General features: G+C 38.3%; 29 protein-coding genes. All 29 read right to left on the bottom strand.

Going from position 1 to position 26944, the window contains the following annotated elements; genetic code table 11:
- Positions 1–202: 202 nt before the first annotated feature.
- The gene (locus PZE06_RS11470) at positions 203–1099 is read right to left on the bottom strand and encodes a class I SAM-dependent methyltransferase (RefSeq protein WP_150915775.1); all 897 of its coding nucleotides are present in this window, start codon (positions 1097–1099) and stop codon (positions 203–205) included.
- Positions 1100–1195: 96 nt separating this feature from the next.
- Positions 1196–1591, bottom strand: a complete 396-nt coding sequence (locus PZE06_RS11465; RefSeq protein ID WP_095309233.1) for an Rrf2 family transcriptional regulator — start codon at positions 1589–1591, stop codon at positions 1196–1198.
- Positions 1592–2085: 494 nt separating this feature from the next.
- Positions 2086–2652, bottom strand: coding sequence for a signal peptidase I (lepB, locus tag PZE06_RS11460; protein WP_150915774.1), 567 nt, complete (start codon positions 2650–2652; stop codon positions 2086–2088).
- A gap of 315 nt (positions 2653–2967) precedes the next feature.
- Positions 2968–4353, bottom strand: a complete 1386-nt coding sequence (locus PZE06_RS11455; protein ID WP_137744623.1) for a serine hydrolase domain-containing protein — start codon at positions 4351–4353, stop codon at positions 2968–2970.
- A gap of 236 nt (positions 4354–4589) precedes the next feature.
- Entirely contained in the window at positions 4590–5276 is a 687-nt protein-coding gene (locus PZE06_RS11450; RefSeq protein ID WP_095309227.1) for a DUF6946 family protein, read from the bottom strand.
- 23 nt (positions 5277–5299) lie between these two features.
- Positions 5300–6478, bottom strand: a complete 1179-nt coding sequence (locus PZE06_RS11445; RefSeq protein ID WP_150915773.1) for an Nmad3 family putative nucleotide modification protein — start codon at positions 6476–6478, stop codon at positions 5300–5302.
- Positions 6479–6723: 245 nt separating this feature from the next.
- Positions 6724–7182: a hypothetical protein gene (locus PZE06_RS11440; RefSeq protein ID WP_150915772.1), complete on the bottom strand. Its 459-nt coding sequence runs from the start codon at positions 7180–7182 to the stop codon at positions 6724–6726.
- Between the two features lie 481 nt (positions 7183–7663).
- Positions 7664–8041, bottom strand: a complete 378-nt coding sequence (locus tag PZE06_RS11435; protein ID WP_095309221.1) for a VOC family protein — start codon at positions 8039–8041, stop codon at positions 7664–7666.
- Between the two features lie 131 nt (positions 8042–8172).
- Complete coding sequence (locus PZE06_RS11430) at positions 8173–8550, bottom strand: iron chaperone (protein WP_150915771.1); 378 nt, start codon at positions 8548–8550, stop codon at positions 8173–8175.
- Between the two features lie 162 nt (positions 8551–8712).
- Entirely contained in the window at positions 8713–9156 is a 444-nt protein-coding gene (locus tag PZE06_RS11425; RefSeq protein ID WP_225310678.1) for a DUF488 domain-containing protein, read from the bottom strand.
- 187 nt (positions 9157–9343) lie between these two features.
- Positions 9344–10144 carry a CPBP family intramembrane glutamic endopeptidase gene (locus tag PZE06_RS11420; protein WP_095309217.1) on the bottom strand — a complete coding sequence of 267 codons (801 nt, stop codon included), beginning with the start codon at positions 10142–10144 and terminating at the stop codon, positions 9344–9346.
- 933 nt (positions 10145–11077) lie between these two features.
- Entirely contained in the window at positions 11078–11647 is a 570-nt protein-coding gene (locus PZE06_RS11415; protein WP_095309212.1) for a YdeI/OmpD-associated family protein, read from the bottom strand.
- 396 nt (positions 11648–12043) lie between these two features.
- Entirely contained in the window at positions 12044–13051 is a 1008-nt protein-coding gene (locus PZE06_RS11410) for an NADP-dependent oxidoreductase (RefSeq protein ID WP_150915770.1), read from the bottom strand.
- A 102-nt stretch (positions 13052–13153) separates the two neighbouring features.
- Positions 13154–14350 carry an ABC transporter substrate-binding protein gene (locus PZE06_RS11405; protein WP_095309208.1) on the bottom strand — a complete coding sequence of 399 codons (1197 nt, stop codon included), beginning with the start codon at positions 14348–14350 and terminating at the stop codon, positions 13154–13156.
- Between the two features lie 212 nt (positions 14351–14562).
- The gene (locus PZE06_RS11400; protein WP_150915769.1) at positions 14563–15270 is read right to left on the bottom strand and encodes an ABC transporter ATP-binding protein; all 708 of its coding nucleotides are present in this window, start codon (positions 15268–15270) and stop codon (positions 14563–14565) included.
- Positions 15263–16030: an ABC transporter ATP-binding protein gene (locus tag PZE06_RS11395; protein WP_095309204.1), complete on the bottom strand. Its 768-nt coding sequence runs from the start codon at positions 16028–16030 to the stop codon at positions 15263–15265. The genes PZE06_RS11400 and PZE06_RS11395 overlap by 8 nt, the downstream gene beginning before the upstream one ends.
- A 2-nt stretch (positions 16031–16032) precedes the next feature.
- Positions 16033–17022 carry a branched-chain amino acid ABC transporter permease gene (locus PZE06_RS11390; protein ID WP_150915768.1) on the bottom strand — a complete coding sequence of 330 codons (990 nt, stop codon included), beginning with the start codon at positions 17020–17022 and terminating at the stop codon, positions 16033–16035.
- A complete protein-coding gene (locus tag PZE06_RS11385) occupies positions 17023–17886 on the bottom strand; it encodes a branched-chain amino acid ABC transporter permease (protein WP_095309200.1) in 864 nt (287 codons plus the stop codon).
- Positions 17887–18177: 291 nt separating this feature from the next.
- Entirely contained in the window at positions 18178–18966 is a 789-nt protein-coding gene (locus PZE06_RS11380; protein WP_150915767.1) for an enoyl-CoA hydratase/isomerase family protein, read from the bottom strand.
- A complete protein-coding gene (locus PZE06_RS11375) occupies positions 18963–19712 on the bottom strand; it encodes a 2-phosphosulfolactate phosphatase (RefSeq protein ID WP_150915766.1) in 750 nt (249 codons plus the stop codon). The genes PZE06_RS11380 and PZE06_RS11375 overlap by 4 nt, the downstream gene beginning before the upstream one ends.
- A 16-nt stretch (positions 19713–19728) precedes the next feature.
- Entirely contained in the window at positions 19729–20790 is a 1062-nt protein-coding gene (locus PZE06_RS11370; RefSeq protein ID WP_150915765.1) for a phosphotransferase family protein, read from the bottom strand.
- A 64-nt stretch (positions 20791–20854) separates the two neighbouring features.
- Positions 20855–21301: an acyl-CoA thioesterase gene (locus PZE06_RS11365; RefSeq protein WP_150915800.1), complete on the bottom strand. Its 447-nt coding sequence runs from the start codon at positions 21299–21301 to the stop codon at positions 20855–20857.
- Positions 21302–21324: 23 nt separating this feature from the next.
- The gene (locus PZE06_RS11360) at positions 21325–21894 is read right to left on the bottom strand and encodes a TetR/AcrR family transcriptional regulator (protein WP_095309192.1); all 570 of its coding nucleotides are present in this window, start codon (positions 21892–21894) and stop codon (positions 21325–21327) included.
- Positions 21895–22037: 143 nt separating this feature from the next.
- Positions 22038–23207 carry a thiolase family protein gene (locus PZE06_RS11355; protein ID WP_150915764.1) on the bottom strand — a complete coding sequence of 390 codons (1170 nt, stop codon included), beginning with the start codon at positions 23205–23207 and terminating at the stop codon, positions 22038–22040.
- A 15-nt stretch (positions 23208–23222) separates the two neighbouring features.
- Positions 23223–23996 (bottom strand): SDR family oxidoreductase, encoded by a 774-nt coding sequence (locus PZE06_RS11350; RefSeq protein WP_137744636.1) that lies wholly within the window; start codon positions 23994–23996, stop codon positions 23223–23225.
- Complete coding sequence (locus PZE06_RS11345) at positions 23986–25221, bottom strand: acyl-CoA dehydrogenase (RefSeq protein WP_150915763.1); 1236 nt, start codon at positions 25219–25221, stop codon at positions 23986–23988. Before PZE06_RS11345 ends, PZE06_RS11350 begins: the two co-directional genes overlap by 11 nt.
- A gap of 18 nt (positions 25222–25239) precedes the next feature.
- Complete coding sequence (locus PZE06_RS11340; RefSeq protein WP_095309185.1) at positions 25240–25641, bottom strand: MaoC/PaaZ C-terminal domain-containing protein; 402 nt, start codon at positions 25639–25641, stop codon at positions 25240–25242.
- On the bottom strand, positions 25638–26087 hold the full coding sequence (locus PZE06_RS11335) for a MaoC family dehydratase N-terminal domain-containing protein (protein ID WP_095309184.1): 450 nt from the start codon (positions 26085–26087) through the stop codon (positions 25638–25640). Before PZE06_RS11335 ends, PZE06_RS11340 begins: the two co-directional genes overlap by 4 nt.
- Positions 26088–26177: 90 nt before the next feature.
- Positions 26178–26942 carry a beta-ketoacyl-ACP reductase gene (locus tag PZE06_RS11330; RefSeq protein WP_095309182.1) on the bottom strand — a complete coding sequence of 255 codons (765 nt, stop codon included), beginning with the start codon at positions 26940–26942 and terminating at the stop codon, positions 26178–26180.
- Between the last annotated feature and the right edge of the window lie 2 nt (positions 26943–26944).

Raw genomic sequence — 26944 nt, 5'->3', positions numbered from 1 at the left:
ACCAACTTTATCCTACCATGAAGTGAGGTTTTTTGTTACCACGCTTTAAGCTCTCTGGAACCCCCGGCATAGCCAGGTGTTTTCTAAGCATTTCATTTCTTGTCTTGGCCCAAAATGCGATTAAATGTATAACGATTAGATTTAGAAGATGATTTATAATGTACTCAAAAACTCCTCGCTAAAAAAAACATGTTTTTTCTTCTCAATCTTTTTTTGCGAATTTCATGCTTTGATCTTGCAATTTAATAAGTACCTTACCGAATCGTCCTCCCTGGTGAATCGTTATTTTGTTACTTGAATCATATTGATCCAAATAATCTTCAATGATACGATGTGTTTCTTCATTTATAGGAAGTTTATAAATTTTTAACCAGTTCAAAACCTCTTGAATAGCGGCATCTCGAGACAACTCAGTGACTTTCATTTCTCGAGTGACAAGCGAATGAAATGCATACCCTTTCAGTAAAAGCAGCTGCATCAAATACATCATCTCAGCACTATTGGGTTTGTTGTAAGGACTTTTTAGAAGCGGTAATAATTCATCGATAAGACTATGCTCCTTTGGACCTGCTGACAGACTAATATAACAATACTTCCTGGCGCAACTCAATACTTTCTCTACGCTCTCCCAATCCACTATCGCTGGACACATAGACACGAATACTACATCAAAGGCCCCTTCCCATCCCTGCTGTTTTATATCAATATTTTCAAAAGCACCCTCAACTATCTCTACATTATCCTTAGCCCACTTTTTGCTGTTTTCCTCTAACAGTTTCACAAATGGGAGACAAGGTTCAACGGCTGTCACTTGCGCTCCCCTTTCCGCAAAGGGAATGGAAAATCCGCCGGACGCTGCGCCGATGTCCAATACAGAGGCTCCATTAAAATCTACTCCTTGGTCTTCCAGCCAACCGATAATTCGCTCTGTTCGCATTTTACCCTCTTCGCTAAATGATTGCTCATTGTACCTTTGAGCAATTGAATCAAAAGCGCGTGTCGGCTCTATCCCCCCTTCTTTCATCGTATTTACACTTGTCGATCGATCCTCTCTCCAAGCTTTTTCCCAAGCGAATTCATTATAAATATCTTTTAACATTGCTACACACCTCTTCCTTTTATTTCAAACAATCTAACTAATCCATTCAAAGAGTTTAAAGACTCCTTTTGTCCTTAATGATAGTAAAAAAATTTATCAGCATTGAGCTTCTTTTGCAAGAGCTGCTATCGTCATACTTTTTAAGTAATCCTCCATCTTCTTTTCTGCTTGCTCAACTACCCTTTGAATTGGGCATTGCGGACCATGGTCGAAACTGCAATCAAACAAAGAAGCAGAACCTTCAATAGCATGAATCACATCTAGAAACGAAATGTTCTCCCAATTGCTTTTCAATTTATAGCCACCATTCACCCCTGGCAAGGACTCAATCATTCCTGCCTTAACAAGTTTCGTTAATATTTTCGAAAGATAGGTAGGAGAAACATTTTGTCGCTCCGCTAATTTATGAACACTAATCGTTTCTCTCGGAGTAGCCTGAGCGAGGAAAAGCATAGTATGTAACGCATAATCTGTAGCCCGAGAATATTTCATTGTTCCACCACCTTTTAAAAAGAGACTTTACTTGTCTATAATATCCTCATTTAGTTTCGCTGTCAACAAATCCGCTGTCCTTCTCCACATACGCAATGAAATCAAGATAACCGATAAGTCCTAAGATAATAATGCATTTGAACCCACCCTTACCTATTCCTCAAATTCAGGATTTAATGCGCTATCGGGTTAAATTGAATCAATTTTAACTTTACTCTTCCTTACCATCTCCAACATAAGGAAGAGTGGAAACAGAAATTTTCTAAGAAATTTCGGGCGCTTGAAGGATCAATTGTATTCAGGAAGATTCCAATATCAAATTAAAAACACCGTGTGAGTAAGGAGTCGTTACATTCCTTACTTACACGGCTCATAATACTCGCAAAAATGCAGTCAAAAAACATCGATTTTTTTATAATCGATTTCATTATGTACATCCACAAAATACGAACAAAAGTAGACAATAACAACATTGCCTCACTCATAGCACTTTATTATTTTATGATTTTTAAATTATCTAGGGGAAAGAAAACGACTTTTGCAGTTCCCAATATTTTATCCTTTGATACAAATCCTACACTTGGATCTCGACTATCAGTACTATTCCGGCGATTATCTCCTAGGACAAAAAAGTATCCATCTGGCACTACTTCTTCACCTAAATACTCTTCTAATGTAAAGTCTTCAGTAAAAGTACCGCTGTCCTTTAATCTATCTTTATATTCTTCTAAATAAGGTTCTTCATATTTCTCACCATTAATAAAAAGCTCATCATTTTCATAAACAATGCGGTCCCCAGGGATACCAATAATACGTTTAATATAATTAGTATCTTTTTTTGCTTCAAATACAACGACATCAAATCTCTCATAATCCGTTAATTGGGGGCCTATTTTATCGACCACAACTCTATCTCCATTTTCAAATGTAGGCATCATTGAGGCACCATTAACTTCAATCGGTTCAAATAGAAAAAAGTGAATGCCCCATGCGGAAACAAACACAATCCCTATTGTTTTTATCCATTCGAATAGTTCATTTTTTTCTTTCTTTTTCTCCACATAAACACCTCATTCTCTTTTAAACTGCTATTATCGTTACTAACACTTCCTCTATCATACTAGCATTATAAAGTCTCACAGTGCAACGACTGCAAAATTAAAAGAGAATTTGTGTGTGGAAATCTTCTCTCTAAGTCTATTGAATCCATTGTTGCAATCCCTGTACAACAGAAAGGATTGGTAAGTACACCTATTACCCTTATTACATCCATGGTAGGAGAATTCTCTTTCATAGACTCACCGAATCTAATAAATTAAGAAAAAGACAGAACCTCTCATTTAAGAGTTTCTGCCTATAAGAGAACTTTTTTTACCTTAATCCATAACTACCCGCTCCGCTATCTCCGGCTCAGCATTTGAATGCCAAATTAGTCGCATCCCCTCGTCACCCTCATCGCTATGAAACTCAAGTTCTGTCGCCGTTTGTTCCTCATAGTAGCGTGTTGATGATAATGGTAACAACTTTAGCACCATTCCATTTCCCATCTTCAAATATAACTTATCCTGCTCTACAAATACATCTACATCAAAAATATCTCCCTGTTCATTTGAAAATCTGTATTTTCCAAGCAATGTCCCAGCCTTCTTCAGATCTAGTGGAATGATTTTCTTATTCTCTAAAGGCTTTGGTACCGTGTAAGCCTCCCCACTTAAAATCTGTTCGATGCTATTCACCAACTGCTGTGTGTAAGCATGATCCCGCTCGCCATTTTGCAGCATAATTAATGTGAGATCACGGTCAATGTAACGTTTAAGTAATGTAGAGTATCCTGGCCAACCTCCACTGTGGTAGACGCTTTTCCCAAGTCGCTCATCATCCTCAAGCAGCCAGCCCATTCCATAATCAAATGTCTCACCATTATTCATTGTAACTGGAGAAAAAATCAACTGGCGCACACTCGAATTAAAGAAATCATCAGCATACAGGCCCCTATCCAGTCGCAATAAATCATCAGCGGTACTATTGACCATCCCATCCCCTTGTAACCCATCTAAATATTTTACATAATTCAGTTCCGGAATTTCATCAGGCAAAACATACCCATGTTCAATCCTATAAACATACCCAAAAGCGTAATCATCTGGAACATTCCTTGGATCGACTCGGCGATTATAGACCTGCGTTCGCTTCATCCCGAGAGGTTGAAAGATTTGTTCGTCCAAAAAGTCGCCGTAACTCTGACCACTAATCCGCTCGATGAGGATGGCTAACAAAATATAACCCGTGTTGCTGTACAGCCAACTCTCATTAGGAGCAAACAACGGCTCAGGCTGATGCTCAATCAGCATACGCAGCACATCCTCATTGTAAGCATAACGCATAGGATCCCACTTGTTTGCAAATAACTCCATATAATCAGGTAAACCCGATGTATGACTGAGTAAATGTCGTACTGTAATTCCTGGATACGGCAGTTCAGGAATCCAGTTAGCAATGGGATCATCCCAATTCAACTTCCCTTGTTGTTGCAAACGGACAATACCTAAAGCCGTAATTGGTTTGGATACAGAAGCCAGTTCGAACATGGAACCCCTCGTCAAATGGCGCCCGTTCCCATCATTGTATTCCGCTCTCCCTATCGCTTCACATAACACTGTTTTCCCTTCAACAGCTACAAGTACCACACCATTGAAAAATCCTTGATTTTTAATCTCTGTAAATAATGATGTGAATTGCGGCTCCAACTCTTCTTTTCTCATTATTTTCCACCTCGATTTATCGTCACTTTCATAACCGTTTACTTCTCGGAAGAATTGAACAGTTATAATAGCTCTCCGATTTGCTGTATCAATTCTCCATTATTTCTTGAAATGCCTCCTTTGATTCCCATTGTAGTACCTAACGTAACTGTAGCTGCAAGTGATAAAATCAAATTCACCAAAACGATTTGCTTCGTTAATCTTTTCTCTGCCATAAATAAAGTAGTTTTTTCAAATCAATCAATAGTACTTATTTTTCTTCCAGTAACCCAACCAAAATAAAGATTTATACCTTGAATTTGTACTTGGCCCACTATGCTATCTTTCGTAGGAGATAGATGAAATAGTTTAACAAACTCTGCATAGTCTGAATACCATTTTCCAGTTTCACTAAATGAATGAACAAGCATTAGTGTATGCTTGGCAGTCATATTAGCGGCCTCCATCATCGCAGATGCTGCTCTATGTAATAATTGGTACCTTATTTTAAGCACTTGTTTTTCTTGCAAACCTAATATTTCGAGTATTGAATCTAGTCTATTTCTCTTCCCTTTACTAGGATGATTCCCCAGCCAAGTTTCCACAGTTACTCCAAAAGGCTCTGAAACCTTTCCTTCGACCATAATCGTTAATAGTTCAGCATTTGACTTGGCAAGAATAAAAAGATCGTTTTGAGAGCTTGCCCTCCCACCAGGTAAAGGCACTTTGTACTCTGGAAATCCAAATAATACTTCTACATTTTTGAATATTGGTAACTCACTTTGTTTGAATACTCTTTCAACACAAGCTGGTAGTTTCGTGGCTCCTTCCCAGCAATAAGCCAATTCGTAAGCCGAATATCCACTTTTCCACTGCTTATCAGGATTAGCAAGGCATTTTCTCCATGACTCTGGACCATCAGTTCGCACAAAGTAATCTCCCATTAACCTGCCTCCTATATATTTTTTCATTGATTAATAGTTTTATAATTTATGTAATGCTCCACCGTTTTCAAATATGTTTTCCAATCCTTATAATGTTCTTGAATCTTCCTAACCAAGATATCATCAATCAGATCCTCTTCGTTATATATGCCGTGTCGACGCATGCTTTCTAGCCTATTGAAGTACTGTTGTACAGAAACAGATTTTAACTGCCTCTCTCCTTTTTTAAGAATATGTTTTTGCATTAAATAATCTTGAAAGTCCATTTCTTTCTCCCCACTTTCTGCATGAATTTTATGACGGTAAATATTATTTTGATTTTTCAAGAATAGCTCTCTCACCCATTCCTCTCCCTTTTTGGACAGATGTGTTACAAACTCCTGACCAATACCTGTCTTCACTGTACAAAATTTTTCCTGTTCAATTTGCCAGGTCTTTTGGTGGACCTGTGTAAGATTCTTATAAAAAAAGATTGGCAATTTCCAAGTAGCTTTATTAGATTCCTTACTGCATGAGAGTAATAAATCATCATTTAAGGTAATAAAATAACCGCAGCCTGGAATATTTAAGTCTTCAAATAACCATTGATCGGGTAAAAAAATATAATTCTTCTGGTTTCTTTTAAAAGCGGCTTCTGTGATGTGAGGATGATGTTCGAGGTTGTATGGTTCGATGATTTCTTTACATTCCATATAAGTCTCTATTCTTTTCTTTATCTTTAACCACCCGTAAATATAATGGCCAGATACTATTTTATTGGATGTTGACTGAAACCCACCAAAGAATAGAAAAATGGATCCATCTTTTACATTGTGATTCTCCAGATGAGGCGCAGCATTAAATTGTCCAAACCCCTTACCAATTATAAAATTCTTATTTTCCACTAACCAAGGAGGCTTTCCTAACATCGGATCGAAATGAGTAAATAAATTAGGATCATCAATAGAAGCATACTCGTTTTTTCGTAACTTTACCTGGTCTTTCCCCTTGAAGCTTTTATATACTTCGCTTAAATTAGAACCTTTTAGGTTACAAAGATATTCATTTTTTACAAGTATATCTGTATATCGAATCTGATTTGAGTAACTATTTACTTTCTCAGGTATTGGAAACCATATATAATGCCCTGAGTCATGGTCATATGGGGACAAACATCCTCCACTCCCAGAGTCAAATCCTTTTCTGCTAAGAACTAATTTCATAAAATCGCCCTCTTTAATTTTATTTAAAAAAATTTTATAAACACTGTCCATTTATAATACAGGGCTTTATAAAAAAAAATTACCATTCCGATTCCATAAAGCTCCTTTACAACTCTTTCTTTGCATTGATCCATTTTTAAATATCAAAAGCCAAAAACTTAATTCAAGGTACTGCTTAAGAAATAGTCAAAAACCATTGTTTTCGTCTTTCTAGCCTCAGTATTTAAATAAACAATCAAACATCATCAATGAATAGTTTTTGTTTCTCTTAAAATATTGAAATCCTGATCTATTAAAATGACATTATCAACCAGATACTTAGGATCGGTTGTTTTTGCATTAAAAAAACCAAGTACTGCACTATAAAATTTTTCTGCCTCTTGCTCATATTCTTTTCCTTTAGATTGAATAATAAAAGTTTTGCCATATTCATTTATAACAGCATCTGTACCGGAAACAGAATCAAACCAAGTTGTTTTATGATATCGATAGAAGTTTTCACTCATGTACATATCAAGTGCTTTTTTAATCGCCTCTTCTTGTTGCACATGTTGGTTATCACTATTTAACTTTTCATAGTTTTTATTTTCTAAAGTATCTGAAGTAGTTGAAGATATCTTTGATGGATTATTAGCATTTACACCTATTATTACTCCAGCGACAATTACAATAAGAAGCATCCATATATTAATTTCGCGTTTCATTTTATCCTCCTATTCAATTTTGAAGAACATATTAGTTATTATTTTTCTTTTTTCAATATGTATTTATCAATCTATTCTATCAATAGTTTCCCTTTTACCATTATTAGTTAAAGGTTCCCTCCATTTTCAAACACTATATATAAATATTCAACAACTGTAAAAAAAAACCTGTTTTTAATGTAAAAAGACTCATTTCAAAATCGAATGAGTCTTAACTAAAATTCATTATTAAAAATTTTGCAAAAGAAGATACATAGTCTAACCGGTTGATTCTTTTTATCTGATTAGACTAACCTATTTTATTAAAATTGTTATTTCTATTTAATTAACACTAAATCAAGTGTATTTCCAAAAAAGCCCTACAATCTCAAAGAATGTCAAAGACGATTGGTCAACGAGTTGGGCGAAAGATAAATTTACTAATAGGTGAGTTCCACAATTCCATCATACATCAGCAGATTAGGGGAACTGATACTTATGATTATTTATCTTCCCTTAACATATACTCGTTTCCATCTTGATCATAAAAAACGAACATACTTCCATACGGCATTTTTAATAATTCCTCCACCTTTACGCCCTTTTGCTTCATATCCTCATAAGCCGCTTCAATATCAGTAGTACTAAAGAGAACAGATGGATGAGCAACTTTAGATGGCTGTTGATTCTCCATTAATGATTTAGAATAAAGAATTAACGTGGTAAACTCATCCTCATTAGGGCCTACTTCAATCCAAGTCGCATTAGATCCCATTGGTTGTTCTAGCTTTAATACAAAGCCAAGTTTTTCTAACCAGAACGCTTTTGCTTGTTCTTGGTCTTCTACATAGATAGTAATTTTCCCAATTTTATTAATCATTTAAGTTCCCCCACTTACTTAAATTCTGAATCTTATATCTTTTTTTCCAGGTATTGCATGATTACACCACTTATCGTCTCACTGGCAGTATTGTTTTATACTGCTGAACTCAAAAAACCCCAGCCTTTAGGCTAACAAGCTGTATCTTCACCGGCACGCCACATATCAACGGTTTTGTGAATAAATTGTTCCAATCCCGTATCTTCCATCATTATTGATTTTTTAATGCGAATACAGCCTTTCCCATAACTATAGCCCGCTAGTAGGGTTTCTGCATTTTCGATTTTTTCTATTGTACCCACATAGAGACTGACATAATGTTTTTGCGCATTTAAAGCAAAAATATAGTTGTCGTCTTTACCATAATTCAACATTTTATAGCGGATAACTTCTTCTAGTTCAGATGCGTATGTAAATATCATTTGTCGAATTGCGAGCAGTTTCTCTTTTCTCCAATCGTCTTCAAGCATTTCCAAATATTCTTCAGCATTCTTTGCATCATATTGCATGTTGAAGTTTCACTCCTACATTTTCAGTTTTACCGTAAACAAATTCAGGTTTTTTAATAATCTTTAGGAGACTTTAAATTCTTTGGAACACGAGAGTCGTACATTTACTAATAAGGTTGTGCTGTACCATTAACTCTTCTTCATTTAGCAATGGTCATTAATCTACATCAAATGAATGATATTAACATCTTTACGATATTTTTTAATGTATTCAGCAAGCACTCTCCGATGGCAATGATGAGGCTTATGCTCACTGCAAAGTAAACATACTGTCTTGTTGCCTATTATCTCATCTATTTTTTCTTTTATATTGCGTTCAATTAGCAATTCTAAATATCTTTTTTCAAACGTATCTGAAGAAATCTCCTTTTTTCTAAACGCCTTTACTAGATCATCCGTTGGTGCAAGAAGAAGTTCATGAACATACTCAATCTTTCTTAATTCCATAATATATTGTAAATCATCTTTTTTTGAATAACCCGATAACTGTGAAGTATTATTTAGTCTGATATCTATTAACTTAGCTACATGATTACGTTCTAATAACTCTACGAAAGTCCGTAAATTTTTTTGTGAAAAACCAATTGTACATAAATCCATTGTCATCGTAACTCTCCGAAAATTTTGTTAAGTATCTATCGTCCTGAATAAGCTGACACTCTTATTACAAATAATGCTTGACTTAATTGGCATACAGCTAAGGGCAGTATTGGACATTGTCAAATCATTATAAAAGGTGGGTAAACCAGCGGTATTACGACCATGCGAAAGCTTTCAAACTTGTATATTATCGCTATACTATTCGCTTTGTCTTTTTTTCGTATATCACAACGGTCAAAATTGAAACAAGAACAATCGCAGCGTTTGCAGCAATAGTTCCCGGCCATGTCATCGTCATGGTGCCAAAAATAGGGGATGCTGCATTGAACATGGTATGGAATAATACGGACATAAAGACAAAGCCTTTTCCTGAAATTTTGTAGATTGCTCCGTGGAAAAACCGAAAAGCCATGAGTTGAACTACAAACATCCAAAAGTTAATGAGCCCTTCACCGTGATTCGTCCCCGCAATGAAGAAAAGAGGGATATGCCATACAGTCCAAATAATCCCAGTATAAACAGAAGATACAACAAATCCGTATTTTTTGGCGAGTTTAGACTGCAATATGTACATCCAGCCAGCTTCCTCTAAGCCGCCAATAATGAGATTACCAGGCAGCGAAAGAAAAAACGTATAAAATGGAAGCACCATTTCCGTGTGGTCTGAAACTGCAATATGGATCAAGAAGTACAGTGCAAGCCCTGCAAAAACAAAGAAATAGACAAATATATTGTTTTTGACGTAGAAAACCGTTTTCAACCATTCCTTAAAACCTGCTATTTGTTTATTTTTCTTCAAAATGACATAAGAAGCAATAGCAGGCGACAAAATATAGATTGCAAAAGGAATATTCATCAAGAATTGCTGGAATGTGTAAACCCAATTGTGAACCGAATATCCAAATGGTCCAAGAGCAATCAAAGCACCTGACACAAGATAGGCGATACAAAAGGTCAGCAGCGTAAATTGTACTGTAATTTTTTTGTCTGTCACAATATCCTCACCTCACATTTTAAAGCATCCTTTTAACGGAACACACCTCATCTACCATCAATGTGACTCAGCTTTTTTATATTAACAAGTTCTGAATTTGCCCTTGAATCCAAAAGATGCCTCTAATGTCGTAAATTTAAGTCATCTAAATTCCGGATCAGCAATCCCCTTACTAAAAAACCGACGATCTGATTCTGACCATAACCTTTCTTTCAATGCTGCATCCTCGACAAATTTGACCTCTCCAATTAAAGTTACACTATCTGTGTCTTTAAAGTAACAGACTGAAGCTTTGGAATTATGTTCAAACTGTGTTGCCCTGCCATGAAGATGTGAACGCTTGGATATCAAAGAATATTTTTTTAAACCCATAATCGCAAACTTTAGCCATTAAACATGTTTTAAAGTAACCCTGCTCATTAATTTAGAAAGCGGGAGAAAATAACGGCATCTACTAAAATATCTATCATATCCTGATTGCTCACAAAGTTCATTAACAAATTAATATAACATGGAGTAAATCGTTAACCATGAGTCCTTTTGAAAATATATTGTGAATGTTCTTGTTAAAGACAATTATAGCATTACTTACTTTTCTATTTTTAGAAGTTTCGTCGAACATCTGTCATCATTACTGACAAGAGAAATGGCTTTATAGTCACTCTGATCAGGTTTGTCAGACCCCTCTCCTACTGCATTAAAATGAGCGAATTTTTTAACTTCATCAATAAGTGGAAACATAAAAAAGAGCTTGGACTTATCAAGCTCTTACTTGTTACTTCCATTTTCAATTATCCTGTACCATTACAGGAAGCAAAAGAAAAACAAGAAATATCATGTTATGATGATTCTGTTGGTTACATTAGAAAGCTCCATTTTTATAGTATCGCTTGTTAAAATAAAGGATACAATGAATATCGCATATTCGCTTTTCTAATCATTGAGCAAGCGACCATTATCATTCCACTGGCCATACATTTTATTTTCTCTTGTATTTACAATAAACTTTTCTAACCTTTTATTAAAAATACTAGGTTCGTTTCTATAGCTTTGAATCGTATCAATTCTAATTCTTCTATATAGTTCCGGAAAGTTAATAAAATTCTCGTATAATTGTTCGTCTTCTTTCAGAAGCGCTTCAATATCCTTATCTATAGTAAAAGATTCCGGTCTCATATCAGGGAGAATTTTCAGCCCTTCCTCTTTCATTAGACCTAATTTATCTAATCTCCTTACTCTTTCTTTATTTAATTCTGTCCAATTACTTGTTTTCTTTCTTGGGGAAAGCCTTTGAGCTAATTCAGTATCTGATATTTTTTTCTTTATTCCATCAATCCAACCAAAGCATAACGCTTCCTCAACTGCATCTAGATACTGGATCACTCCTGATTGTTCACTCATGCTTACGATTACCCAACAAAATCTTTCAGTATTTGAATTCGCCTCAAGCCAATCTCTCAATTCCTGCCTTGTCTTAGCTCTAATTAAATTCTTAACTTCCATTTCAAACATATCCTCTCTAATTCAATATGAGCGGTTTTACACTTAGAAAAATGAACGATTGAAACTGGACGACTTATACTCCAACAAGCAGGTAGCCTTGCCATCCCTCAACTGTTCTTCATAATAAACGACTTCCCTTCCACTCATTAACATAATGTTTTCATTGACAACTGAAATCTATAGTCTAAATATATTCTAAAACAAACAGTGCGTTTCCGCATGCATGTCACTATTACTTAGAATACCTTCCATTTCTTCAAAAAACGAAACCTGCTTGCGACAAACCCTTCTTAAAAACTTCTATCTTTATGCTCAGACTTAGGATATTCAATCACACTTAAAGGACCAATATGGCTAGTACTCATCTAAATTTTTGGACACCTACAATAACGTTAATTAAATTACCTTTACCAACTGTTTTCCTATATTCACCCCTTTAAATAAGCCGATGAAGGCATTGGGGGCATTTTCTAATCCTTCTATAACTGTCTCTTTATACGTTAATTTTCCTTCCTTTACCCACGAAATGAGCTGTGCGCTTGCTTCTCTAAATTGACTGCGATAGTCGCTGACAATAAAGCCCTGCATTAATGCACTCTTTGTGACAAGCTGACCCCCGACTCTTGGACCCATTGGCAGCGATTCTGCATTATACATCGATATTTGACCGCATAACGGAATTCTAGCTTTATAATTAATCCTTCTCATCACAGCGTCGGATACTTCTCCTCCGACGTTGTCAAAATATATATCGACTCCGTTCGGACAGGCTTCTTTTAAATTTTGATAGAATGATTCCTCTTTATAATTGAGAGCAGCATCAAAGCCTAATTCCTCTTTTAGCCACCTACACTTTTCTTCTGAACCTGCGATTCCTACCACTTTTAATCCCTTTAGTTTTGCAATCTGACCTACTATAGAGCCTACAGCTCCAGCGGCACCGGAGATCACAATGGTTTCTCCTTCTTGCGGTTTCCCTATATTCATCAAGCCACAATAAGCAGTTAACCCAGGCATACCAGTGATGCCTAGAGCAGTAGTCAATGATACTTCTCCATAGTTTTCAAGTTTACGTATCCCTTTCCCACTTGATATCGAATAATCTGCCCAATCGAGACTACCTTCAATCATATCTCCAATCAAGAAGCGCTCATTTTTTGAGTCAATAACCTCACCGATTACTCCGCCTGTCAATGGTTCATTCAATTCAAACGGATCGACGTAAGTCTTTACCCCGTTCATTCTTCCTCTCATATATGGATCGACTGATAAATAATTGGTTTTGATAAGGATTTCACCGTCTTCAATCGATCGTAGCTTTCTAGTTTCTAATAAAAAATCCTCTTGTACAGGCATTCCTTTCGGACGTCTTGCTAATAAGTAAACACGATTTACATTACTCATTTGAATCCCTCCTCTATTTAACTATATTCTTTCTTTCACCGCTTTTTCCTTTAATAGAAATGAAAGTCGATCAGGAAATCTTGACCGACTTTCACCTCGTATTTACTCAACAGGAGCAACCGCACCATCTTCAATGGCACCGTATTGTGTTGCTAAATTAAAGCCTCCATTTTCATCAATCTCTTCAACGACATAGACTTTCTTATCTTCTGGTAAGGAATCGATACCATCTTGCATATGCTCGTGAATCAGTTTTGCATCCTCTACACTACCGGCTGCCTTCATTGCTTCCACAAAGATAAAAAGAGATAAATAGTGGAATCCAGCTTCTGAACCTGGATCTTTGTTGAACTTTGCTTGATAGCTGTCAATAAACGGCTTTGTTCCAGGATAGTCTGAGAATATGAGCGGCATCGTTCCAATAGCTCCTTCAAAGGTTTCATACGTTCCTGAAATCGCTTTCATTTCATCCAGCTTCGCCTGATCCATCACGATAAAGCCACCTTCAAAGCCAAGCTCTCTAGCTTGAATCGCAAGTTTTGCCGTTGGCTCTGATGCTCCACCAATAAAGAGTACATCCGGATCATCCTTTAAAGCATTGGTTAAGATTGTAAAAAAGTCTGTTTCTTTAGAGAAATCGATCGCAGTATTATAAACAACTTCTCCACCTTGACTTTCCCAATAAGGCAATAAAGCTTCTGACCAATCTTTTCCATATTGTGTTGCCGTTGGTAGTGAAGCTATTTTCGGACCAAAACGTTCCAGCGCATATTTTGTGAAAGGCTCAATATACCCATCGTACGTTGGTGGAATTCGTACCGTCAAACTGTTTCCGACTTGAGTAATATCCGGTTCACTGGAATAAGCTGCGACGATAAATTGGTCCTGTTCATTGAACACTTGCATCGCTGCAATACCGCCACTATGCGGATTGTAAATGATTGGTGTTTTATTTTCTTGTACAAGTCGCTTGGCATTTGCTGCCGCTTCATTTGGCATATACTTATCATCTAATGATACGATTTGAATATTATATTTTTTCCCATTTACTTCAAAGCCCTCTTTATTAATTTCTTCTTCCGCTAATTGCAAACCACTTAATGTATTTTCTCCGTAATAGGCAGCAGGACCACTTAAAGGTCCACTATAGCCAATATAAACAATCTCCGCATCTTCATTTGTTTCTTTCCCTTCGTTTTCAACTGAAGGAGCTGGTGCGGTTGTATCGTTACTACAAGCAGCAAGAAACAACATGATTGTCAAAATAAATAATGAAACGATTGTCTTCCCCTTTTTCATAAACCTCTCCTCATTTCATTGTATGATTGGGCTCTTTTCGCAAAGATTGTTGCTTTTGAGCCGTAGTATGGATTAAAAAGCACCATTTATCTTGCAAACAATAGGCTAGTGACGTGCAAAAATAATGTGTGCTACTGAACCTCATTGGAGGTGTAAATGTTGGATTTTGGACATATATGGAAAAAACGCAATCATAGCGAAAATCGGTATGATTAAGCACCGATATAAGCTTTTCGAACCTCATCATTAGAAAAGAGCTCTTCTGAAGTACCTTCGATCACAATCCTGCCATTTTCAAACACATATCCTTTATCAGCAATGGATAACGCAGCGTTTGCATTTTGTTCAGCGAGGAGGATTGTTGTCCCGTCTTTGTTTATATGCTGTATGCTTGCAAACATTTGCTCTACGACCAAAGGTGCCAAACCAATCGATGGCTCATCTAAAAGCATTAATTTAGGCTTAGCCATTAATGCCCTCCCAATCGCAAGCATTTGTTGTTGTCCTCCACTTAATAAACGGGCTGGTTCATCACGTTTATCGTAAAGGATTGGAAAAAGCTCATACACTTCCTTTAAACTTTCTTTAAACTGCATTTTTTTGCTTCGATGTATATATCCGCCCATCATTAAATTTTGCTGTACAGACATTTGCGGAAATAGTTTGCGATCCTCGGCACATTGCACAATCCCTGCTTGCACGATGCGATCTGGTGATTTACCATTGATAGGTGTCCCCTCAAAGTTTACAGTTCCACTAGAAGGTTTTAGCAATCCGCTAATGGTTTTAAATGTTGTCGTTTTGCCTGCCCCGTTTGCACCAAGTAAAACCACAATTTCCCCTTCACTGACCTCAATATCAATTTGTCTTACAGCTGCATACTTTCCATAGTTGACCGTTACACCTTTTAATTTAAGCACTCGCACCGCTCCCCCCTAAGTAGGCTCGGATGACTTCCTCATTCTTATTGATTTCACTTGGTGTTCCTTCCGCAATCTTTTCGCCATAGTTTAGTACCATAATATGGTCAGCTAAATCCATAATCATGCGCATCTTATGTTCAATTAAACAAACGGTAATACCTTGGTTGACCATTTTTTTGATTAAATAGGCCAATGATTCTGTCTCATCTGGGTTCACTCCAGCAGTTGGCTCGTCAAGGAAAACAATCTCTGGTTCAGTAGCCAATGCTAAGGCAAATGCGACACGTTTCTTTTCCTCTTGGGAAATATTGGCGACAAGCTGATGGCCAATATGTGAAAGCTCAGTGAATTCCAATACCTCCAATGCCTTTTGTTTACACCTTTCCTCTTCCTCCTTTAACCGTTTTGTCCTAAATATGGCATCGAATAAATTCGATTTCGTCCTTAATCGATGACCGACCACGACATTATCAAATACTGTTGCCATTTCAAATAAATTCGTCGTTTGGAAAGTCCTCGCCAAACCTAACTCAGCAACTTTGTTCGCTGGCACATGAGTAATATCCTCACCCTTATAGAAAATTTGTCCGCTTGAGGGGCGATGAACACCGGTTATAAGGTTGAAAAATGTTGATTTCCCCGCACCATTCGGACCAATGATGGCATTGACCTTCCTTTCCTCAATATTGAAGTCAACATTTTTAACAGCAACTAATCCACCAAATCGCTTGGTCAGTTGTTTCGTTTGTAAGATCAAGTCTAGCCCTCCTTTGCTCTTGCATCTTTTAAAACCGCAGATATTTTTCGTTGGCGTTGGTGGTATTTTGTTATCACAAACCCAACAATTCCACGTGGTGAAAAAATAATGAGAAGGGTGAGCAATGGGCCAAAAATAAGCATTCGATAATCCTGTAAAAATTGAAGATTTTGCGATAATAACACGATTAAAAAGGTGCCAACAATTGGGCCAGATAATGTACCAATTCCTCCTACAATTAAATATGTTAAAAAGTCAAACATGAACGTTGTATAAGAGATTTCTGGTCCGATAAAGCGGATAAAGCTTCCGTATAGAGCGCCTGCAATTCCTGCAAAAAAAGTCGAGAGGACAAAAGACAACAACTTATTTTTCGTTGTAGAAATGCCAAGTGATAAGGCAAGCTCCTCGCTGTTGCGAATCGCAATGAATGTACGACCAGTTAAAGAATGAACGATTCTATAGACCATTAGGATACAAAGAAGCGTGACCACGAGGACAAAATAATACTGTGATAGTGGTGTAGTAAATGAAATTGGTCCGATATTGGCTGGAGCTGGAATACCGATTAAACCACGTACGCCGCCAGTTAACGAATCCCACTTATCGATGACTAAATAAATAATATAGCCAACACATAACGTATAGATGGCGAAAAAATGTTCTTTCGTTCTAAGAGCAATAAGTCCAATAAATGAACCGATAATCATTGTGATAATAGGAGAAATTAGAAAGGCCGACCAAAAGCTTAATTCTGCCTTGACGGTCAATAACCCTAAAGAATAGGCTCCAATCGCGAAAAAGCCTGCATGTGCCAATGAAAGATAGCCCGTAAAGCCTGCTAGTAAATTCAACCCATACACAGCAATTGACCAAATACAGGCAAGGGTTAATACATGCAAGTAATATTGGTTTTGCAGGACGAATGGGATAACAAACGCTAAAACAATCAAGGCGATGACTGTATTCTTTTTTGTAAAGATGGACGACATCTACACGCCCCCTTTGGCAAAAATACCATTTGGTTTAATCGTTAAGATCAACACAAGTAACAGAAATGCAATGATGTCCTTGTAATCGTTTGCTAAATACGTCGCACCTAAGCTCTCCGTAAATCCTAGAATGTATCCGCCAAGGATGGCACCTGGTACACTTCCCATGCCACCAATGATAATGATGACGAACGCTTTTAAGATGACGAGATGCCCCATACCTGGGAATACGAGATTAATAGGAGAGGTTAACGATGCACCAATAGCAGCTAGCGCTCCGGCAATGAAAAACGTCAGCATTGCCACCTTGTTCGTATTAATTCCAACCAGATTTGCCCCTTCACGATTTTGCGCCATAGCAATAATCGTTGCACCGATAAATGTTTTCTTTAAGAAAGCATATAGAGCGATCATCACAGCAATAGCGGTGATGACAATGATAATTCTCTGCATCGTCAGCGTCAAACCAAAAAGATTCACAACCTGCCCATACGGTGTTGGCATGGTTCGATAGTCCGCCCCCCATAAAAGTTGAGCCAACGCCTCAAGAAATAATAAGATGCCAATTGCTGCAACCTTATCTTGAATAGGTGGTGAATGCCGTAACGGATAGAAGATAAATCGTTCCATTAGTACACTTAATACCCCAACTACTGCCATTGAGACAAGAATGGCAAGGAGATAATGAACGCCAAAATTGGTCATCATCAGAAGCGTTACATAACCACCAACCATATAGAGTGCACCATGGGCAAAATTCGGGATATGCAATATGCCATAGACAAGTGTTAACCCTAAAGCCACTAAGGCATACACGCTCCCAATCGTTAAGCCATTAAACAATTGTTGAATCAATAATTCCATTATCGCACTCCTTTCTTATTTACAAATTTTCTTGAACGGGCTCCTCTTCTTGAAGCTTTATCCAGATTCTTCCCATTCATCGACATTGGCTCCTTAAACTCTACGATTCTTTTAAGCAGCTACCTCCTAATAAAAGCGTTTTCATTTTCTTCTTTTCAGTTACTTTGAACAAGCACGGCTTGATTTCCCGAGATTAGATTCCTCAAGCGTTGAATGACTTTATCATTAGCTCTCGATGTAAAGTAGCGCTTCTTAAGATGGCCGATTGGATGTATCTGCCTCAATTCACTTTTACTTTCCGGAAAACTGTGGTCCTCGCTTCTCCTTATATGCACGAACACCTTCTTTATGGTCATTTGTCGTCACAACCGTAGCTTGAGTAATTCTTTCTAGCTCTAACACATCTTCCAATGTTGCGGTTAACGATTGATTGGCAATTTTCTTTATAAACCCGTAGGCAACTGTTGGACCCTGTGCTAATTCAGTAGCGTAAGCAGTCACCTCTTCTCGGAATCTCTCTTTTGTGAAGATTTGGTTTACAATCCCAAGGTTTTTCGCTTCTTCTGCAGTAATGGGCTTTGCTGTGAACAAGAGCTCCTTGGCACGATGGATACCGATTAAACGAGGAAGAAAGTATAAACCACCACCATCTGAAATTAATCCAACTTTTGCAAAGCTTAATATGAACTTTGTATCTTCTTCTGCAACAATTAAATCCGATGCCAATGCTAAATTGAATCCTGCACCTGCTGCATAGCCATGCACGGCGCAGATAATGGGCTTTTCCAATGCCTGCATTTGAATAATTAATTCATTTAATCTTCCAATATGCGCGTATGTTTGTGTTGGTGAACCAGCACCCATCCCTTTTACATCACCACCTGCGCTAAACGCTCGACCCTCTCCACGTAATACGATGACACGGATTTGCTCGTCATCTTTTGCTAACGAAATTTCAGCTTTTAATGTAGAAATCATCTCCGCACTAAATGCATTTAAACGATCTGGACGGTTTAGTGTTAACGTAAGAACACCATTATTCTTTTCAACCTTCACATGATCGGTAGAAGTGATCGTCATTTTTTCAACTCCTCATTCATTTTATTCAAAACTGTACATTTCCCGTTTGTAAACTTAACAATTTGATGGTAGACGCTCTTTTGGGAGGCAAATTTCAATTCGTCTCCATACCCAGCCGAATGTATTTTTCTTCCTACTCTACTCGTCAACAGTACTTTTTCACCATTGTCTTTATTTCCTTCATAAAAAAGATGTGCTGCTATTGCTGAATCTGTTAATGCCCATTGATTACTGCACTGGAACAAGCAATCGATAAAATACCCTGCTCCATAAAAATCCTCTAAATTAAAAGCCCCATGTGAACCTGAACAAACCAACCACACCGTCTCGCTAGAATTTGTGGAGAAGATATGCTTTGCAATAGCCATACTGTTCAGCATAGAAGCAGCATACATCTCTTTCGCTTCTTGAGCATGACGCATCGCAACGGTTCCATTCGTAGTGGAAAGAATGACCGATTTATCCTTAACATGTCTCTTTAAAGCTTGAGGATAAGGGTCTAAAAACCCATTAATCGTTCTCCCTAAATATTCACCTGCTAAACAATAATTCTGATGAACAAAATTCTTCGCAACCTCATGAGCTTCTTCACTATCTTTAACAGGTATAACTTCCTCCGCTCCATTTTCCAATATCATTGCGATCGTCGTTGTCGCCAATAAAATATCAAAAACAACGACCACTTTATCCTTTAATTTCTCTTCTTGTAATTCTTCTTTTTTCATTAATACATGTAGCTTTCGCATCTCGCACACCTTCTCTTTATTTCAAACTTTTTGTAGAGGATTCGCTTGCATATAAAATAAGATTTGTGACAAATTCATTCATATTGGCAAAGCGAGCGTCCTCTGTTTGCCCTTTTCTCCAACGGTAAAAAATCTGCTGACAAATTACTGCTAGTTTGAAATAAGCAAAGGTTAAGTAAAAATGGAAATCTGTTATATCGCGATTGCTATATTTTGCGTATGCTTGTATGAACTGATCTCGCGAATAAAACCCTTTTACAGTTGTAATCGGAGTGTCACCTAAACCTTTTTTGAGCATATCTGAATCATCAGCTTGAATCCAATAACTCATGGCTACACCTAAATCAGCTAATGGATCGCCTACTGTCGTCATTTCCCAATCAAAGACTCCGACAAGGTTTTGAAACGTTTCATCGAACATGGCGTTATTTAATTTAAAATCATAATGAATGATTGCAGGTGCTGAAGATTTTGGGATCGATGCTATCATCCATTTTTTCAATGCTTCAACTTCAGGGATATCTTCTGTTTTTACCCGTTCATAGCGACCAATCCATCCATGAACTTGTCGTTCCATAAAACCTTCCGGCTTCGTAATGGTTGGAAGCTTTGTTTTTTCATATGGAATCTCATGTAAACGTGCAAGATTTTTTGCCATCAAATCAGAAATCCGTGTGCATAATGCTTCGGATACCTCAATATGCTCAGGAAAATCCTGATCGAGTACAATCCCCTTCTTTCTTTCCATAATGAAAAATGGAGCACCTAATAATGTGTCATTACTAAATAATAACGGCTTTGGTGCCGGAGAGTAGGAGGAGTACAGTTCATTTAATATAAAGTACTCTCTTTGCATATCATGTGCTTTAGGAGCAACGGGGCCAAGTGGCGGCCTTCTTAATACCGCTTCCCAATTCCCCTTTTGTAATAAATAGGTCAAGTTTGAGCGGCCTGCTTGAAACTGCCGTATTTGCAGAGGTTCCTCTGGGAGTCCTTCCATATGTTGACTTAAATAGTGTTCCAGTTTATTTAAGTCAAGCTCCTCTCCTTTTCTAACTTGAATGGTCTCTTGTACCATACCCCACACCCTTTTTATCGGAATATTCTGAACTAATAATGTGTATAAACCCTTGTTCCTCCCATCAGCCGCTACATGGATTGCTGATGGGATCCGTTTGGTTGGCAAAACTCATTTGATTAGCATGAAGCCGCTGTTTCAATTCCTCTGGGATTGGAACTGATTGCTGTGTTTCATAATCGAAACAAACAGAGACACATTCCGCATAAGCAATTGGTACTCGAGCTAATTTGTTCACAAGCTCATGGCTTAACTTAAAGCTTTTCGTCCCCACATCGATTACTTTTGTCCTAACAATTAATGATTCACTTGCATATGCTTGGTGTAAATAATCGCATTTAATAGAAGCTAGTATCATATTAAACTTTTGATTTCTTTCTTTAAAAATCTCTTGAAAAAACTTAGTCCTTGCTTCTTCGAAGTAAAGAAAATAACTTGTATTGTTTACATGTCCAACAGCATCTGTTTCACAGAAGCGTACAAACACTTCTATTTCATGCTGATTTCCCAATGACCTCACAACCTTTTCCTCTGTTAACTTCTCTGATCGATCCCTTCGAGTATTAGTTTTAGATAAAGGTCTGATAGCTCCTCTGCCGATATTTCACCATCTGGATTAAACCAATAATAGGACCGGTTTACCATACCTAGAATCGCGAAAGAAAGGATATCCGTTCGAATCGTTTCATTGAATTCTCCTTGTTGCACTCCTTCCTCAAGGATTTGTTGAAAATTCAACCTAAATTCCTTTCGCTTCATCTTGATCTGATTTAAATTATCTTCATTTAAATGGCGCATTTCACGAAAGACGATGCGTGCCATCTTCCCTTCATCTTTAATTTTGCTAACCGTTAAGTGAATGATCGCTAGCAGCTTTTCTTTATAATTTTTCGATTCATCCTGAAGGATTTCTTTTTGCTCCATTAACAGTCTTTCTAAGTAGCTTAGATGTATATCACGAAGAAGCTCTTGTTTACTCTTAAAATAATAGTAGAATGTCCCCTTTGTAACTCCTATTAAGTCGACAATATCTTGAATAGAGGTGTCACTGAATCCCTTCTTATCAAACAAATCAATGCTCTCTTTCATTATTTTTTCCTTCATCATATTCCTCCAAAAACTAGTTGTTGTATGAATCTTTATTTTTCAAAGATTCAATTTATTATAGCATTTCTCTTACTGTCGACTTAATAGTTTTCGAGCTTACGATAGCGGGACAACTCGTTTCGACTTAAGAAAAAACAACATTAAGCCTTCTCTATTAATACAGCAATTCCTTGACCTCCACCAATACAAGCTGTAATGATGGCAAAGCGACCCTTTCTTCTCATCAGCTCGTAAACGGCTTTCGTCACTAAAATTGCACCAGTCGCACCTAGCGGATGTCCATGTGCAATGGCGCCACCATTTACGTTTAATTTCTCAATGGGAATGTTTAATTCTCGATTCACGGCAATCACTTGTGCTGCAAATGCTTCATTTAACTCAACGAAGTCGATACCATCTAGTGATAATCCCGTTTTTTCAAGCAGTTTTTTCGTTGCGGGAACTGGGCCAATCCCCATAATATTGGGATCCACTCCGGCAACAGTAGATTCTCTTACATACGCTAGCGGCTTTAATTGAAGTTCATCAGCCTTTTCTTTCGACATGACCACTAATGCACTTGCTCCATCATTTAAGCCCGAACTGCTCCCTGCTGTTACTGTACCACCCTCTAAGAAGGCAGGCTTCAACTTTGCTAACCCTTCTAACGTTGTTTCAGGTCTTGGGTGTTCATCCTGAGCGAATAGAACCGGCTTCCCTTTTCGTACAGGTATGGTGATTGGGACGATTTGTTCTTTAAATCTATCTTCCTTTACAGCTTCAGCCATTCTTTTTTGACTTAAATAGGCGTATTCATCTTGTTCTTCTCGGGAGATCCTGTATTGCTTTGCTAAATTTTCTGCTGTTATTCCCATAGGGGGATCGCCAATTTCCTCTGGTGAATGTTGAGATTTCCTGAACTTCGGTGGAGAGGCACTATATGGCTTTTCCGCTCGTTCCAGTAAATAAGGAGCACGGCTCATGCTTTCAATTCCTCCAGCTACATAAATGTCTCCTGCCCCTGCCTTAATCGCTTGTGCTGCAAGTGCAACGGCATTCATGCCTGAACCGCACTGACGATCGACCGTGAGCCCAGGAATATTGATCGAAAGCCCTGTTTGTAAAGCGGATAAACGTGCGATGTTTCCGCCACCACTTAACACATTTCCCATGATCACGTCATCGACACTGTCTGCAGATACATCGACACGATGCAACGCTTCCTTAATAACCTCCGCTCCAAAGACATGTGCTGGGACAGTGGCTAAGCTGCCACCTTGACGTCCAATCGCTGTTCGTACAGCAGAAACAATGACCGCTTCTCTACTCATTTCTTCCCTTCCTTTCTACATGGCACTTGTTCCACCATCAACGGCAATCGTCTCTCCTGTAACAAAATCTGACGCCGCTGACGCTAAAAATAGGGCAACCCCTTTCAAATCATGATCAGACCCGAATTTTCGTAACGGAGTTGCTTCAAAGATTTGGTCTCCACCTTTTTCAATAATGACGCGTGACATTTTCGTAGGAAAGAAACCAGGAGCAATTGCATTAACATAAATTCCTTTAGGTCCCCATTTAACGGCCAAATCTCTCGTAAAGGAAATGACTCCACCTTTGCTTGTGTTATAGCCAATAGCATCCATCACTTCAGGTCTTGAGCCTTTTAGCCCTGCCACTGAAGCGATATTAATGATTTTCCCATAGTTTTGCTGAATCATAACTTTACCAGCAGCTTGTGACATTAGGAATGTGCCAACGACATTCACATTGATGACTTTATAAAAGGCTTCTAATGGCATTTCCTCTGCTGGTGCTCCCCACGATGCACCACTGTTATTGACTAAAATATCAATCCGTCCAAATTTTTTTAACGTTTCCTCTATGACATGATCGACCTCTTCTTTATTCGTAATGTCACATTTTAAAGCGAGTGTTTCAACCCCTAACCCTTTTAATTTCTCACTAACTTCAAGACAATTTTCCAGTTTACGAGAGCAAAGGACGATATTGGCTCCAGCTTCAGCATAAGCTGTGGCAATTTGTTCCCCTAAGCCACGTCCACCACCTGTGACAATGGCTGTTTTCCCTTGCAAACTAAATAACTCCTTAACGTGCATGCTCCTTTTCCCTCCCTTGTTTGCGATACTTTTGCAACTCATATTTGGCAATCGCACGTCGATGCACTTCATCAGGGCCATCAGCAAGACGTAGTGTTCGAATATTTGCCCAGCTTGACGCTAGAGGAAAATCATCGCTCACTCCTGCAGCTCCTAAAGCTTGAATGGCATGATCAATGATCTTCAACGCCATATTCGGAGCGACAACCTTGATCATGGCAATCTCGGCTTTTGCTGCTTTGTTTCCGACGGTATCCATCATATAAGCAGCTTTAAGCGTCAACAGCCTCGCTTGCTCAATTTCAATACGAGCATCGGCAATCCATTCTTGAATCACCCCTTGCTCAGCTAACTTTTTTCCGAATGCTTCTCGATTTGTAACCCGTTCACAGAGGATTTGTAATGCACGTTCAGCAGCCCCAATCGTTCTCATACAATGATGAATTCTCCCTGGACCAAGGCGTCCTTGAGCAATTTCAAACCCCCTCCCTTCGCCAAGTAACATATTGCTAGCAGGCACTCGCACGTTGTCATAGACAATTTCCCCATGCCCATGTGGAGCATGATCATAGCCAAATACGGGAAGCATCCTTTTAATCGTTACTCCTGGGGTATCTAAAGGGACGAGAATCATGGATTGCTGCTTATGCTTTTCTGCATGCTCATCATTTTTCCCCATCACAATCGCTATTTTGCAACGGGGATCTCCAGCACCAGAAGACCACCACTTCGTTCCATTGATGACGTACTCATCCCCGTCTCTTTTGATGCTTGCACGAATATTGGTAGCGTCCGACGAAGCTACATCTGGCTCTGTCATCGAAAAGCATGAGCGAATTTCCCCGTGTAAAAGTGGTTCCAGCCACAATTGTTTTTGCTCTTCAGTTCCGTAACGAACAAGCACTTCCATATTGCCTGTGTCAGGTGCCGCGCAATTAAACACTTCTGGTGCCATGCCTGAACGCCCCATAATTTCACAGAGTGGTGCATACTCTAAATTCGTCAGTCCCGCCCCATATTCACTCTCTGGCAGGAACAGATTCCATAATCCTGCCTCTTTTGCTTTTTGTTTCAACTCTTCCATAATCGGAGGGGTTTCTGAAAAAGGATTTTCTTTATTGATTTCGTTTACGTATGTTTGTTCATTTGGATAAATGTAATCCTCCATGAACTTGGTTAACTTTTTTTGATAGTGTTTCACTTTGTCTGAATATTCGAAGTGCATTCCATCACTTCCTTTCAATCAATGTTTTGCAAACACTACTTTTCCTTTAATGACATCCTTTTCTTTTTGATTCACAGCACGCACACTAAATATAAAAGCATTCTCTGTCTCTTCTGATAAAACAGCCTTTAATGTGATGACATCACCTAAAAACACCATCCCTGAAAAGCGAATTTGGTAGTCTTTCATAAACCCGATCTCATGATAGGGTGTGAATAATTTTGCTAAATTCCCCATTGTCCACATCCCATGAGCGATTACACCAGGTAGCCCAGCTTTTGATGCTTCTTCATCAATTGTATGGATCGGGTTAAAATCAAGTGATGCTCCAGCATATTTTATTAAATCCAAGCGAGAGACAGGCGGCAAAGTCACTTCTGACAATGATTCCCCAACTTTTATTTGCGTTAAGCTATTCATACCTTCATCGCCTTCCTTACAGCTTCCGTAATAATGGCCGTCATTTCTTCTGTAAAAATCAAGTTTCCTTCTGGGTCTTCGCCGTATCGTTTAATCACAACAAATCCCATCAAGCCATTGCCGCCTGTCTTTTCATAGTAATTTTGTAATTCGGTATAGCAGTACACTTCTTCTCCCACAAATAATGGCCGCTTAAAAATATAACGTTGCTCTCCATGAATTAATCCTTTACTTGGAAGTTTTACTTGTTCAAGAACGCCGAAGTCGAACACCCTTGGATAAGTTGGCGGAGCAATGTTACGGCCATACTTCGATTTTCTTCCATACTCCTCATCGACATAAATAGGATGAAGATCACCAATACTTTCTGCGAACTGTTTCACACGACCATGTTCAACGAAATTTTTTACTTTGTTTGATTTACTTCCGATTAAATCATGAAACATCGATATCCCACCTTTTTTTATCCTTCGGTCTGAATGTCGTTTAATAGCGCAATATCATAACAAGTGTCCGAATGCTTACCGGATAGCCTTTTAAGCCTTTGGACCACCTGCTACATAAATGACCTGCCCATTCACAAAGGATGACTTCTCATCTGCAAAAAAGGTAACGGCATTGGCAATGTCCTCTGGTTTTCCACTTCTTCCAACTGGAATCTGCGAAACACTTGCTTTAACCAATTCCTCAAATGGAATACCAATTCTTGCCGCAGTGGCTTGTGTCATCTCCGTTTCAATGAAGCCTGGTGCAACCGCATTGCAAGTTACCCCGAATTTCCCGAGTTCGATCGCTAATGTTTTCGTGAAGCCCTGTAGACCTGCTTTAGCCGTTGCATAATTTGCCTGCCCACGATTTCCTAAAGCCGATGTAGAGGATATATTGATGATTCTTCCGTATTTTTGTTCAATCATATATTTTTGTGCTGCCCTTGTTGCCAAAAATGCTCCTTTTAAATGGACATCCATGACTTGTTCCCAATCATTATCTGTCATTTTAAATAGGAGATTATCACGAATAATTCCAGCATTATTCACGAGAATATCGAGCGAACCGAACGCTTGAACAGCACCATCAATCGCTGCTTCTACTTCATCTGCATTTGTAACATTTGCCTTTGTTGCACGCAACTTGTATCCTTTTGCAGCAAATTCATCCTTCATTTGTGCTAATGCCTCTTCATTAATATCGATTATGGCAACATCTGCACCTTCCTCGGCAAATGCAAGGGCAATTCCTTTGCCAATCCCTCTACTGCCACCCGTAATAAATGCTGTTCTCCCTGTAAATCTACCTCGCATTT

Source organism: Robertmurraya sp. DFI.2.37, assembly GCF_029211245.1.
In the GTDB taxonomy this organism is placed as follows: Bacteria; Bacillota; Bacilli; order Bacillales; family Cytobacillaceae; genus Robertmurraya; species Robertmurraya methanolica_A.
This window is presented reverse-complemented; position numbering and strand designations above follow the sequence as displayed.